The sequence below is a fragment of the Amycolatopsis sp. NPDC028719 genome (assembly GCF_055565395.1).
Genome location: NZ_JBVHUL010000009.1, coordinates 155183 through 167281, shown reverse-complemented (window position 1 = coordinate 167281; position 12099 = coordinate 155183). Strand labels below are relative to the sequence as shown.

The 12099-nt window shown below is 71.8% G+C and carries 13 protein-coding genes; 7 read left to right on the top strand and 6 right to left on the bottom strand.

The genetic code is table 11. The features are described 5' to 3' along the window. Positions 1–21: 21 nt before the first annotated feature. Together ACZ4TR_RS35500 and ACZ4TR_RS35495 are read right to left on the bottom strand one after the other, a co-directional pair. Positions 22–234 (bottom strand): hypothetical protein, encoded by a 213-nt coding sequence (locus tag ACZ4TR_RS35500; protein WP_360681344.1) that lies wholly within the window; start codon positions 232–234, stop codon positions 22–24. A gap of 42 nt (positions 235–276) precedes the next feature. Further along, positions 277–1449 (bottom strand): glycoside hydrolase family 64 protein, encoded by a 1173-nt coding sequence (locus ACZ4TR_RS35495; protein ID WP_465292286.1) that lies wholly within the window; start codon positions 1447–1449, stop codon positions 277–279. A 326-nt stretch (positions 1450–1775) separates the two neighbouring features. Between ACZ4TR_RS35495 and ACZ4TR_RS35490 the strand changes: the two genes are divergently transcribed. Both ACZ4TR_RS35490 and ACZ4TR_RS35485 read left to right on the top strand, forming a co-directional pair. Further along, positions 1776–2672: a glycoside hydrolase family 16 protein gene (locus tag ACZ4TR_RS35490; RefSeq protein WP_465292284.1), complete on the top strand. Its 897-nt coding sequence runs from the start codon at positions 1776–1778 to the stop codon at positions 2670–2672. A gap of 17 nt (positions 2673–2689) precedes the next feature. Next, the gene (locus tag ACZ4TR_RS35485; RefSeq protein WP_465292282.1) at positions 2690–3184 is read left to right on the top strand and encodes a methylated-DNA--[protein]-cysteine S-methyltransferase; all 495 of its coding nucleotides are present in this window, start codon (positions 2690–2692) and stop codon (positions 3182–3184) included. On the opposite strand, the gene ACZ4TR_RS35480 is transcribed toward ACZ4TR_RS35485, so the two are convergent. After that, a complete protein-coding gene (locus tag ACZ4TR_RS35480) occupies positions 3181–4461 on the bottom strand; it encodes an extracellular catalytic domain type 1 short-chain-length polyhydroxyalkanoate depolymerase (protein ID WP_465292281.1) in 1281 nt (426 codons plus the stop codon). The genes ACZ4TR_RS35485 and ACZ4TR_RS35480 overlap by 4 nt on opposite strands. 135 nt (positions 4462–4596) lie before the next feature. Between ACZ4TR_RS35480 and ACZ4TR_RS35475 the strand changes: the two genes are divergently transcribed. From ACZ4TR_RS35475 to ACZ4TR_RS35460, 4 genes are read left to right on the top strand one after another with little or no spacing between them, the layout of a single operon-like run. Then, the gene (locus tag ACZ4TR_RS35475) at positions 4597–6159 is read left to right on the top strand and encodes an alkaline phosphatase D family protein (protein ID WP_465292279.1); all 1563 of its coding nucleotides are present in this window, start codon (positions 4597–4599) and stop codon (positions 6157–6159) included. 60 nt (positions 6160–6219) lie between these two features. Beyond that, a complete protein-coding gene (locus tag ACZ4TR_RS35470; RefSeq protein WP_465292277.1) occupies positions 6220–7092 on the top strand; it encodes a helix-turn-helix transcriptional regulator in 873 nt (290 codons plus the stop codon). A gap of 46 nt (positions 7093–7138) precedes the next feature. Next, positions 7139–7984: an oxidoreductase gene (locus ACZ4TR_RS35465; protein WP_465292276.1), complete on the top strand. Its 846-nt coding sequence runs from the start codon at positions 7139–7141 to the stop codon at positions 7982–7984. Continuing rightward, positions 7981–8700, top strand: a complete 720-nt coding sequence (locus tag ACZ4TR_RS35460) for an SDR family oxidoreductase (RefSeq protein ID WP_465292274.1) — start codon at positions 7981–7983, stop codon at positions 8698–8700. The genes ACZ4TR_RS35465 and ACZ4TR_RS35460 overlap by 4 nt, the downstream gene beginning before the upstream one ends. A 4-nt stretch (positions 8701–8704) precedes the next feature. Here ACZ4TR_RS35460 and ACZ4TR_RS35455 read toward each other — a convergent pair whose 3' ends face one another. Next, entirely contained in the window at positions 8705–9574 is an 870-nt protein-coding gene (locus ACZ4TR_RS35455) for an NAD(P)H-hydrate dehydratase (protein WP_465292272.1), read from the bottom strand. Continuing rightward, positions 9552–10271: a histidine phosphatase family protein gene (locus tag ACZ4TR_RS35450; RefSeq protein WP_465292270.1), complete on the bottom strand. Its 720-nt coding sequence runs from the start codon at positions 10269–10271 to the stop codon at positions 9552–9554. The genes ACZ4TR_RS35455 and ACZ4TR_RS35450 overlap by 23 nt, the downstream gene beginning before the upstream one ends. An 82-nt stretch (positions 10272–10353) precedes the next feature. On the opposite strand from ACZ4TR_RS35450, the gene ACZ4TR_RS35445 reads away from it, so the two are divergent. Then, a complete protein-coding gene (locus ACZ4TR_RS35445; protein WP_465292268.1) occupies positions 10354–11574 on the top strand; it encodes a PP2C family protein-serine/threonine phosphatase in 1221 nt (406 codons plus the stop codon). A gap of 19 nt (positions 11575–11593) precedes the next feature. Here the strand turns inward: ACZ4TR_RS35445 and ACZ4TR_RS35440 are convergent, their stop codons facing one another. Then, on the bottom strand, positions 11594–11977 hold the full coding sequence (locus ACZ4TR_RS35440; protein WP_465292267.1) for an STAS domain-containing protein: 384 nt from the start codon (positions 11975–11977) through the stop codon (positions 11594–11596). Positions 11978–12099: the final 122 nt, after the last annotated feature.

Below are 12099 nucleotides of genomic sequence, written 5' to 3'. Positions count from 1 at the left end.
GTGTCCTACGTCACAACCCCCTCAAGCGGCTCCGGCCAGCCGCACCAGCCGGTTCCGCGGGTACGAAACGAGTTCCCTCTCCTGATCCGTGGTGAAGATCTCGACGGAGTCCTCCAGCAACTCCGCCGAGGTCACCTGCAGCTGCCACGCGGGCAGGCCCGGCGCCGGCTCGTGCCAGAACCACTGGCCCTTGGTCAGCTGGTCCGCCGGGACCGTCGCGTCGTCGGTGTTCATGCCATGAGGCTAGCCGTCACCACCGACAGTTTTCGCACGGCCTCAGCCGTGCGCAGCGTTGACGGTGAGGGTCAGCACCTCGGGGTCGCCCGCGAAGACCGCGCCGCTGAAGTCGGGGCCCGGGCTCACGTCGTCGTACGGGAACGCGTAGCCGCGGTTGTCCGGGAGTTTCGAGTGGACGATGCGCGCGTAGTGGTTGGTCACGTCGCCCTGGTAGAACTTCGCCGGGTCCTCCGCCGTGGGCTGGTTCGGGTTGTCCAGCAACGTCGTCCGGTTCAACGCCGCCGCCAGGCGGGGGACGATCGCCTTGCGCGCGTCGCTCGCGCCCTGGGCCAACGCGAACGGGCCGCTGTCACAGCTCCACACGTCCGCCGTCGCCGGCTTGGCGAACGACTCGGACCCGAACACCAGCTGGTCGCCCGAGACGCGGCCGGTGAACGTGCCCACGCCCGGGTTCTGCGAGTCGACGACCAGGTCCGTGCCCGCGTACTTCTGCCAGACCTGGTCGATGTAGGCGTCGAGGTACCCGCCGAACTGCTGGGCGTGGTGGTGCGGCGACAGCACGCGCAGGTTCCCGCCACCGCCCGTCTGCACCAGGCCCGGCCACTCGCCGCCCAGTCCCGACAGCTCGGAAGCGATCTGGTCGAGCGCGCCCGCGGGCAGCCCGTTGACCGTCGACGTACCGGATCCGGACGTGGTCAGCGAAAGTCCCATCGGGATGCCCACGAAGTCGACGTAGCTGATGTTCGCGAACAGCTGCGTGTCGTTGAACGTGAACTCGCTGAACGACCAGTTCTTGCCGTAGTTCGCGTCGCCGGAGTTCAGGAAGCTCGGGTGCACCAGGTTCGGCCCCGGGTCGAGGAAGAAGTCCAGCTTCGCGTCGGTGACGACGTAGATGCGCGCGCCACCCATCTTGGGGACCGGCACCTGCGCGCCGGAGCCGATCGGGATGGCGCAGTCTTCCGGCAGCGGCGTCGTCGGCGCCGACGGCGAGTCCGGGTAGTACGGCGTGCCGTCGGCGCGCAGCAGCACCAGGCGCCCGTCCGGCGTGGTGCCGGTGACGTAGGCGTACACGGTGCCGGAGCCCGAGTTGTTCACCAGCTTGAGGCCGAACGTGTCCGGCGTCGCGGCGTAGGCGGACCGCGCGAGGGGCAGCGCGGTGGCCGTGGCGAGGGTCGCCGCCGTGAGGCCGAGGAACGAGCGACGGGAGATCATGATGTCCTCCACGTTGAGGAGACAGATTGCGGAGTCCGGAAAGGACATCCGAGGACGGTTCGCAGTTCGTTGTGGACGCCAACAAACTATGACCCGGGTTTCGTTACCTGGCAACCCTTCGAAAGAAGGTCCAGACCACTGTCTGGCCTGGCCCGCGCGATGCCCCGGCACGGCGAATTCCAAACGCGGCTCCCCCGGGACTGCCCCCGGGTACCGGGTGCGGGGTACTTCCGGGCACCTCCCTTGACGCGGCCGCGGACCGGCGGTGACAGTGGGAGGCCTCGCAGGTCGTGGACGACCCCGTTCCCCTCAGGAAGCGAGACCCCATGCGCACCGTCAAGCGGCTCACCGCCGTGCTGGCCACGTTGTCGTTCGTGCTGACCGCCGCCCCGGCGCACGCCGACGCCGAGTGGACCACCGTGTTCCAGGACGACTTCGACGGCGCCGCCGGCACCGGCCTCAACACCCAGGACTGGCTCTACGACACGGGAACCGGCTACCCAGGTGGCGCCGCGAACTGGGGCACCGGCGAGATCGAGACGGCCACGAACTCGACGGACAACGTCTACCACGACGGTGCCGGTCACCTGGCGATCAAGCCGTTGCGCGACGCGGCCGGAAACTGGACCTCCGGCCGGATCGAAACCCAGCGCACCGACTTCGCCGCGCCCGCGGGCGGCCGGCTGGAGATCAGCGCGACGCTCAAGCAGCCCTCCCCCGCGAGCGGGCTCGGCTACTGGCCCGCGTTCTGGGCGATGGGCGCCGACGCCCGCCCGGTCGGCGCGACGAACTGGCCGAGCATCGGCGAGCTCGACATCATGGAAGACGTCAACGCGCTCAGCAAGCACTCCACCACCTTCCACTGTGGACAGTGGCAGGGCGAGTGCCACGACCCGGACGGCATCACCAGCGACCTCCAGGACTGCGCCGGCTGCCAGGACGGCTACCACACCTATTCCGTCGTCGTGGACCGCCGCGACGCCGCGGCCGAGGAACTGCGCTTCTTCCTCGACAGCACCCAGACCTTCGCGGTGCGGCAGAACCAGGTGTCCGACGCGACCTGGAAGGCCGCCGTCGACCACGGGTTCTTCGTCATCTTCGACGTCGCGATCGGCGGCTCCTACCCGAACAAGGTCTGCGGGTGCACCTCCCCGGGTGCGGACATCACGCCCGGCGCCGAGATGAGCATCGACTCGCTCTCGGTGAAGACCAGCGTGGGCTGACCCGTAGGCTGGGCGCCATGAAGCACGCCGTCATCACGTCACCGATCGGACCGCTGACCCTGGTCGGCGACGGCGAGGCGCTGGCCGGGCTCTACTTCGACGGCCACCTCCGAACACCCCGCCTCACCGATCTCGGGCCCCGGGACGATGACGGTTTCGAGACGGCGAAGCAGCAGCTCGGCGAGTACTTCGCGGGCACGCGGCGCGCGTTCGACCTCGAGCTCGCGCCGCGCGGCTCGGCGTTCGAGAAGCAGGTTTGGGCGCTGCTCACGAAGATCCCGTACGGCGAGACCCGCACGTACGGGCAGCTGGCCGCCGAGCTGGGCGACCCCGGCGCCGCGCAGGCGGTCGGGAACGCCAACGGCTGGAACCCGATCAGCGTCATCGTGCCCTGCCACCGCGTGGTCGGCACGAGCGGCGGCCTGACCGGGTACGCCGGCGGCCTCGCCCGCAAGCGGTTCCTGCTGAGTCTCGAGGAACCGCCCGCGGACGAGGTCGGCCGGTTGTTCTAGCCCACGGCGCAGGACACGGCCGGCGGCGTCAGGTTCCCGCCGTGCTCGACGGTGAAGCCGATGACGTTGCCGCTCCCGTTGGGCCGCGCGGTCAGCACGTACCCGGTGCTGTCCCAGGTCCCGCTGTAGTTCCAGCTGCCGATGAGCTTCTGCGGAGCGTGGAAGGTGAGCGTGAGCACCCAGTTGTTCGCCCCGGTCACCGTCACCTGCCCGTTGAAGCCGACGTTCCACTCCGCCGTCTTGGCGTAGGTCCCGGTGCAGCCACCCGGCTGCGGCGTCGTGGTCGTCGTCGGCGTGGTGGTGGTGGTGGTGGGCGTGGTGGTGGTCGTCGGCGTCGTCGTGGCCGAGCCGCTGGTCAGGCCGAGGAAGGCGATCGCGTACGCCACCATCCCGTTCTGCGGCAGCGCGTGCCCGGCGCCCTGGACGCTGATCCCTTCGACCGGCGCCTGTGTGCCGGTGCCGCCGTAGCGCGTGCGGGTCCAGCCGGACTGCGGCGCGTCACTCGACGACGGCGTCTGGCTCACCCCGCGCAGGTTCGTCCACTGCTTGATCTCCTCCCCGAAGTTCGGGTAGCGAAGGGTGTCGTCGGCGGTGCCGTGCCACAGCTGCATCCGCGGGTACGGCCCGCTGCGCCCGCCGCTCATCTGGCGGGCCTGGTCGCCCCACTGCTGGGCGGTCTTGATGAGCTGGCCGCCCGAGCACTGGCTGTTCCAGCTCGACCCGTCGGTGGTGGCGAAGCAGCCGGCGGGCACGCCCATGAACGCCGAACCGGCCGCGAAGACGTCCGGGTACTCCGCGGCCAGGACGTTCGTCATCATCGCGCCGGAGGAGAAGCCGGTGACGAACACGCGGGCGGGATCGACGTTGTAGTGCTGCTTGGCGTAGTCGACCATCGAGAGGATGCCGACCGGGTCGCTGCCGCCGCCGCGGGTGAGGGCCTGCGGCGAGGAGACGTCGAAGCACTGCCCGCTGCGGGTGGCCTCCGGGAAGACGATGACGTACCCGTACTGGTCGGCGGCGGTGACGTAGTCGCGCGCGTACCCGTTGAACACCGCCGAGGCCGAGCCGGTGCAGTAGTGGATGGCAACCAGCAGCGCCGGCCGGGCGGCGACGTGATCCGGGACGTAGGCGTACATGTTGAGGTTGCTCGGGTTGGTGCCGAAGCCGGTCACGCGGGTCAGCGTGGCCGCCGACGCGGGCTGCGCCGTGACCACCAGCACGATGGCGGCGGCGATCGACACCACGGCGGCGAGGAAGGCGGTGAGGAGTCTTCGCACTCGACGAATCCTTTCCGGGAGCAAGGCGCAGCTGCGACGATCGTTCGTTCGCGACCCGGGACCGGTCAACGATTATCGGGATGTTTCGGGACTTCCCGAACTGCCGACCCGCCGTTCTGCTGAAAGGATCCGGGGATGACCGAGCTCCTCCTGGGACCGCTGCTCCGGCACGTCGACGCCACTTCCGCGACGATCTGGGTCGAGACCGGCGGACCGTGCGAAGTCCTTGTCTCGGAAGCGAAAGCGCGGACCTTCGAGGTCTCCGGGCACCACTACGCGCTCGTCGTGCTCACCGGGCTCGAGCCCGGGCGCAGCACGCCGTACGAGGTCCGGCTCGACGGCGAGCTCGTCTGGCCCGAGCCGGACAGCGACCTGCCGCCCAGCCGGATCCGGACGCTGGCCCCGGACGACCCGCGGTTCCGGCTGGTCTTCGGGTCGTGCCGCAAGCCGCGGGAGGAGGACGCGCTCGGCCCGGACGCGCTGGCCGCCTACGCCCACCGGATGGCCGGGCTCGACGAGGCCGAATGGCCGGAATCGCTGCTCCTGCTGGGCGATCAGGTCTACGCCGACGAGACCACCGGCGCGACGCAGGAGTGGCTCGCGACCCGGCGGGACACGAGCGAGCCGCCGGGGAAGGAGGTCGCCGACTTCGAGGAGTACTGCCACCTGTACTTCGAGGCCTGGTGCGAGCCGGCCGTGCGCTGGCTGCTGTCCACCGTGCCGACGTCGATGATCTTCGACGACCACGACGTCCGCGACGACTGGAACACCTCCCAGGCCTGGCGCGAGGAGATGGCTCGCACCTCGTGGTGGCCGGAGCGGATCCGCGGCGCGCTCGTGTCGTACTGGGTCTACCAGCACCTGGGCAACCTCGGGCCGCGCGAGCTGGCCGAAGACGACCTCTACCAGCGGGTGAGCACGTCCGGGACGGACAACGCGGAGCTGCTGCGCGCGTTCGCCGACCAGGCCGACCGCGAGGCCGACGGCGCCAAGGGCACCCGGTGGTCCTACCGCCGCGACTTCGGCCCGGTCCGGCTGCTGGTCATCGACTCGCGCGCCGGGCGGATCCTCGAGGGCGGGCAGCGGTCGATGATCGGCGACGAGGAGTTCCGCTGGATCGAGGAGCAGACCTCCGGCGAGTTCGACCACCTGCTGATCGGGACGTCGCTGCCGTGGCTGATGCCCACGGCGCTGTCGGCCGCGCAGTCGCTCAACGAGAACCTCTGCGCGCGGCCGGGGCTCGTCGGGCGGGTGTCGGAGTGGTTCCGCCAGCTCGCCGACCTCGAGCACTGGCCGGCCTTCCGCGAGTCGTTCGACCGGCTGACGCGGGTGATCGGGCGGGTCGCGGAGGACGGTCCGGCGTCGGTGAGCGTGCTCTCGGGCGACGTCCACCACGCGTACGTCGCGCGGGCCGACCTCCCGGGGGCGCCGGTCCACCAGCTCACCTGCTCGCCGGTGCACAACACCGTCCCCTGGTACATGAACCGCCTGTTCCGCGCCGGCTGGTCGCGGAAGCTGACCCGGCTGAGCGCCGCCCTGGCGCGCCGGGCCGGCGTCCCGCCCGCGCCGCTGACCTGGGGCTGCGTCTCGGGGCCGCACTTCGGCAACGCCGTGATGACGCTGGACGTCGACGGGCGCGAAGCCACCGCGACCCTGCTGCAGCCCGAACGGGACGGAGAGCCGATCCGGCTCGCATGAGGGTGAGGGTGGGTGCGGCGCGGCCACCCTTCCCGGCCTGATCGGCGTTAGCCTCGGATCATGGCTCAGAAAGACCCGCGGAGCGAAGCTCCTCCGTTGAGGGTGGCGGCGGGGGCATCGGCGGAAAACCCGCTCGGGGAGTTCCTCCGCGCCCGCCGCGAACAGGTGGGACCGGAGGAGCTCGGCCTGCCCGCGGGCGGAGCGCGCCGGGTCGCCGGGCTGCGCCGCGAGGAGGTCGCGGTGCTGGCCGGCGTCAGCACCGACTACTACGTCCGGCTCGAACAGGGCCGGGAGCGGAATCCGTCACCGCAGGTCCTCGACGCGCTGGCCCACGGGCTGGCCCTCGACGAGGACGCCACCGCCCACCTGCACCGGCTGGCGCAGCCGGCTCCGAAACGCCGTCGCGCGCGGCGGCGGGAGCAGGTCAGCCCGAACCTCCTGCGGCTGATGGACGGCTGGCCGGACACACCCGCGCTGGTGCTCGGGCGCTGCCTCGAGGTGCTCGCGCACAACGCGCTGGGCGAGGCGCTGTTCGGCGGCCACACCCACAGTGATGACCTGGTCCGGCTGGTGTTCCTCGACCCGGACGCGCGGCGGTTCTACCCGGACTGGGAGCGCGTCGCGGTGAACACCGTCGGCGGCCTGCGCGTGGCCGCCGGCCTCGATCCGGACGATCCCCGGCTCGTCGAGACGGTCGGTGAGCTGTCGGTCAAGAGCGCGGACTTCCGCCGGCTCTGGGCCCGGCACGACATCCGGCAGAAGACGCACGAGACCAAGCGGTTCCACCACCCGCAGGTCGGCGAGCTCGTGCTGAGCTACGAGGCGCTGACCGTGAACAGCGCGCCCGGCCAGCAGCTGGTGGTCTACCAGGCCGAGCCCGGCAGCCCGTCGGAAGCCGGGCTCGCCCTGCTCGGCAGCCTCGCCGCGAGCTAGAAACCCCCCTTTTCTGTCAATTCACCCATGGACGGAGTACTTCGTCATGCCCGAAAACTGGTTCATCACCGGCTGCTCGACCGGCCTCGGCCGCGCCCTGGCCGAAGCCGTGCTCGGCCGCGGGCTGCGGGCCGTCGTCACGGCCCGCGACCCGGCGAGCGTCGCCGACCTCGTCGAGCGGCACGGCGACCGCGCGCTGGCCCTGCCGCTCGACGTCACCGACCACGCGCAGGTGACCGACGCGGTGAAGCGCGCCGAAACCGCGTTCGGCCGGATCGACGTCCTGGTCAACAACGCCGGCTACGGCTACCTCGCCGCGATCGAGGAAGGCGAGGACGACGAGATCCGGAAACTCTTCGACGCCAACGTGTTCGGTCTCGCCGACGTCACGAAAGCGGTACTGCCGGGCATGCGTGCCCGGCGCAGCGGTCACGTCGTGAACGTGTCGTCCCTCGGCGGGCTCGCCGCGTTCGGGGCCACCGGCTACTACCACGCGACGAAGTTCGCCGTGGAAGGGCTTTCCGAGTCCCTGGCCGCCGAAGTGGCGCCACTGGGCATCAAGGTGACGATCGTCGAGCCCGCCGCGTTCCGCACCAACTGGTCCGGGCCCTCGATGCGCGAGTCGGCGATCCGCATCGACGACTACGCCGAGACCGCCGGTGCCCGCCGGGCCGCGACCACGGCGTCCTACGGCAACCAGCCGGGGGACCCGGTCCGCGCGGCCGAGGCGATCCTCGCCGCCGTCGACGCCGACGAGCCGCCCCTGCGGCTGCTCCTGGGCAAGGCCGCCTACGACATCGCCACCGCCCGGCTCGACACCCTCCGCTCCACCTTCGACACCTGGCGCGAGACCACCCTCGGCGCCGACTTCCCGGCCAAGGAGAACCCGTGAAGATCGTCCTCATCACCGGCGCGAGCAGCGGCATCGGGCGCGCCACCGCGCTGCGGCTGGCCCGCGAAGGCCACCACGTCGTGCTCGGTGCCCGCCGGGAAGACCGGCTGACCGCGCTGGCGAAGGAAATCCACGACGCCGGGGGCACCGCCGACGTGCGCCCCCTCGACGTCACCGACCGCGCGGACGTCGCCGCGTTCGCCGACGCCGCCGTGGCCGCGCACGGCCGGCTCGACGTGTTCGTCGCCAACGCCGGCGTGATGCCGTTGTCGCGCCTGGACTCCCTGCTCGTCGACGAGTGGGACCGGATGCTCGACGTCAACGTCCGCGGCTTGCTCCACGGGATCGCGGCCGCACTGCCGCACTTCCGGAACCAGGGCGAGGGGCACTTCGTGACGATCGCCTCCACCGGCGCGCACGAGGTCGTGCCGACCGCCGCGGTCTACTGCGCCACGAAGTACGCCGCCCGGGCGATCACCGAGGGCCTGCGCCTGGAGGCCGACCCCGGCATCCGCGTGACGACCGTGTCACCGGGCGTCGTCGAGTCCGAGCTGGCCGACTCCATCACCGAACCCGGTGCGAAGGAAGCGATGCGCACCTACCGCGCGGTGACGCTCCCGCCGGACACCATCGCCGGAGCGATCTCCTACGCGATCGGGCAGCCGGCCGGCGTCGACGTCAACGAGGTCATCGTGCGGCCCACCGCCCAGCGGTGACGGCTCAGCGTTCCAGCTCCGCGATGACCCGGGGGATCTCGGCGACCAGCTCCCGCGCGAGCAGGCCCGTGCTCCCGGTGTCCGGGATCAGCCGCTGCCCCGCCACGGCGTGGACGTGCGTCGCCCAGCAGGCGGCCTGGGCGAGGTCCGCGCCCCGGGCGAGGAACCCGCCGGTCAGGCCGGCCAGGACGTCGCCGCTGCCGGAGGTCGCCAGCCCGATGTGGCCGCTGCCGTCCCGCCAGGTCCGCCCGCCCGGCTCGGCGACCACACCGAAGAGCAGCACCACCCCTTCGTAGCGCTCGGCGATCCGGACGGCGGTCTCGAGGTCGTCGACGTCTGCTTCGTCACAGCCGTCGAGGAACGCGGCTTCGGTCCGGTTCGGCGTCAGCACGAGCCGGCCGGACAAGGGTTTCGCCAGCTCCGGGGCCCGGCTCAGCGCACCGAGCGCGAAGGCGTCGAGCACCACCCGGGCGTCCGGGGCGATGGCGGGGATCAGGTGCCGCAGCAGGTCTTCGGTCTCTTCGACGCCGGTGAGGCCGGGGCCCACCACGACGGTGCCGGCGCCGGGCAGCACGTCGGCCAGCCGGTCGACGGCGTCGCCGCCGATCGCCCCGGAATCCGTTTCCGGCAGCCCGAACACCGAAGACTCGGGCACCGACACCCCGAGCGCGCCGGCGTGCCGTTCGCTGACCGCGAGCTGCAGCGTGCCGGCCCCGGCGCGCAGCGCGGCCGTGCCGGACAGCGCCGGCGCGCCCGGCACGGTCCGGGCGCCGCCGACGACGAGCACGGTGCCGCGGTCCCCGGTGCCGATCCGCCGGTCCCGCAACAGGGCCGGGCTGATCGGCGCCGGGTCAGGTGAGCTGTTCGGCGGCATCGTCGTCCGCCGTCGGCGGGGTGTCGGTGGCGTGCAGGTGGCCGACCTCCTGGGCCAGCACCATGGTGAACGCGCCGTCGCGGTCGCGCTCCCACGTCGTCACCGAGCCGTTCGGCACCTCGGTGGCGTGGGCGGCCCGCAGCAGATCGGGTTCCGGCAGGCCTTCGAGGAGGTAGCGCAGGCCGAAGACGGTCATCTCGTGCGCGGCCAGCAGCACCCGCTTCCCGGCGTGCTCCGCGCTCAGCTCGGTCAGCAGGGAGCGCAGCCGCAGCACGACGTCCGCCCACGACTCCCCGCCCGGCGGCCGGTAGTAGAACTTGCCCAGCCGCCGCTTGCGCCGCAGCTCGTCGGGCCACCGCTCGCGGACGCCGTGGGAGGTCAGCAGGTCCAGCACGCCGAGTTCGCGGTCGCGCAGCCGTTCGTCCGGGATGATCGGCACACCATCGGGGGTGGCCAGGCGCGCGGTGTCCCAGGACCGGCGGTAGGTCGAGGTGACCACCAGGTCCGGCGGGTGCTCGGCGAAGAGCTCCCCCGCGGCCTTCGCCTGCTCCCGGCCCAGGTCGGTCAGCGGGACGTCGGCGTCGCGTTCGGCGACGTCGATCACGTCCGCTCCCGCCGACTCCGCTTCCTCCCGGGCCACGTTCCCGGTGCTCTGGCCGTGGCGCAGCACGGCCACCCACTCCAAGTCGACGCTCACGCCGGGCTGGTTACCCCCGGGGACCCGCCGACGAAACCCGGGATGGTTAGGCGCGCAAAAGACTCCCGGCTAGGGTCGTTCCATGTCGCGAAGTCTCGACGCCGAGGATCGTCTGAAACTGCTGGAGACGATCATCGGCACGCCCGCCGAGCACCTCGGGTTGGCCGCCCTGCTCGCGGAAACCCTGCAGCGCCTGCGGGACGGCATGGCCGTCGACACCGCGACCGTGCTGCGGTACCAGCACAGTGGCCGTCAGCTGGTGGCCTTCGCGGCCGCCGGTATCGAAGAAGAGGTCCACCAGGGCGTGCGGGTACCGATCGGCAGCGGCTTCGCCGGCCGGGTGGCGCTCGAACGGGCTCCGGTCATCCTCGACCACGTCGACGAAACGACCGTCGTCAACTCCCTGCTGTGGGAGCGCGGGCTGCGGTCCATGCTGGGCGTGCCGATGGTCGCCACGGGCGAGCTCGTCGGGGTGCTGCACGTCGGGTGCGTCGAGCCCCGGCAGTTTTCCGAAGCCGAAGTCGCCACCATGCAGCTGCTCGCCGACCGCCTGGCGATGGCGATCCAGGTCGAAGCGCTCGAAGAGAACCGCACCGCCACCATGGCGCTGCAGCGCAGCTTGCTGCCGAACAGCCTCCCGGACCTGCCCGGCCTCACCTTCGGCGCCCGGTACGTGCCGGGCGCGGAAAGCGGCCTGGGCGGCGACTGGTACGACCTGTTCTCGCTCCCCGGCGACCGCGTCGGCGTCGTGATGGGCGACGTCTCCGGCCACGGTCTCGAGGCCGCCGTGATCATGGGGCGGCTGCGCAGCGCCTTGCGCGCCTACGCCCTCGACTGCGAGAACCCGGCCGACGTGCTCGCCAAGCTCGACCGGAAGGCCAACCACTTCGAGCACGGCGCGATGGCCACCGTCGCGTACGGGATCGTCGAGCCGAGCCGCGAAACCATCGCCCTGTCGCTCGCCGGCCACCTGCCACCCGTGCAGGCCGAGCCGGGCGGACCGGGCCGGCTGCTGGACATGCCGCCGGACCCCCCGATCGGGCTGACCATCGGGGAGCCCCAGCGGCGTACGGCGGTGATCAAGCTGGCTCCGGGCAGCGTGCTCGCGTTCTACACCGACGGTCTGGTCGAGCGGCGCGACCGACCGGTCGACACCGGGATGAAGCAGCTTGCGGAAGCCCTGCGCGCCGACGAGCCCGACCGGGTCTGCGCGCAGGTGATGGCCGCGATGATCGGCAGCCGGCCGGCCCAGGACGACGTCGCCCTGCTGGCCATCCGGCGCGAGCTCCCGGCCGGCGGCTGACCCCCGGCCGGGACACCGCTCAGGACGCGGTGAGCGCCGCCTCGCGGGTCGGGAACAGCGAAAGGCTGTCCTCGAGCCCGGTGAGCTGGATCGGGCGCAGGGTCGCCCGGCCGGCCGCGACGATCCGCACCACGGTGCCGGGTCCGGCGTCGCGGTGGATGGTCAGCAACGCCGTCAGGCCGGGCGAGGCGAGGAAGTCCACCGCCGTCAGGTCGACCACCAGCAGCGGCGGGGCGGCCGCCAGCGCCTCTTCGGCGGCCTGGACCAGAGCCGGTGCGGTGGTCGTGTCCACATCCCCGGTGACCTCTACGACGACCGCGCCGTCCTGCTCCGTTCGGGCGATCCGGAACTCGCCGAATGGCACAGCGGTGGCCGAACCCTCACTGTGGATGTGTTCCGTCATCGTCTTTCGTCTCCTCGCCTTCGGCTACGCCCCGGGATTTCCGGCGGCGCGCGTGATCACGAAGGCTGTCTGCTCAACCGCTGTCAATCATGCCCGCACCGCACGCCCGCCGCCGTTTCAAC

Coding starts and splice junctions, on each gene's coding strand:
- ACZ4TR_RS35470 (WP_465292277.1), top strand. CDS start 6,220: ATGGCTCAGAAAGACCCGCGGAGCGAAGCTCCTCCGTTGAGGGTGGCG.
- ACZ4TR_RS35475 (WP_465292279.1), top strand. CDS start 4,597: ATGACCGAGCTCCTCCTGGGACCGCTGCTCCGGCACGTCGACGCCACT.
- ACZ4TR_RS35440 (WP_465292267.1), bottom strand. CDS start 11,977: ATGACGGAACACATCCACAGTGAGGGTTCGGCCACCGCTGTGCCATTC.
- ACZ4TR_RS35490 (WP_465292284.1), top strand. CDS start 1,776: ATGCGCACCGTCAAGCGGCTCACCGCCGTGCTGGCCACGTTGTCGTTC.
- ACZ4TR_RS35455 (WP_465292272.1), bottom strand. CDS start 9,574: ATGCCGCCGAACAGCTCACCTGACCCGGCGCCGATCAGCCCGGCCCTG.
- ACZ4TR_RS35445 (WP_465292268.1), top strand. CDS start 10,354: ATGTCGCGAAGTCTCGACGCCGAGGATCGTCTGAAACTGCTGGAGACG.
- ACZ4TR_RS35485 (WP_465292282.1), top strand. CDS start 2,690: ATGAAGCACGCCGTCATCACGTCACCGATCGGACCGCTGACCCTGGTC.
- ACZ4TR_RS35495 (WP_465292286.1), bottom strand. CDS start 1,449: ATGATCTCCCGTCGCTCGTTCCTCGGCCTCACGGCGGCGACCCTCGCC.
- ACZ4TR_RS35500 (WP_360681344.1), bottom strand. CDS start 234: ATGAACACCGACGACGCGACGGTCCCGGCGGACCAGCTGACCAAGGGC.
- ACZ4TR_RS35465 (WP_465292276.1), top strand. CDS start 7,139: ATGCCCGAAAACTGGTTCATCACCGGCTGCTCGACCGGCCTCGGCCGC.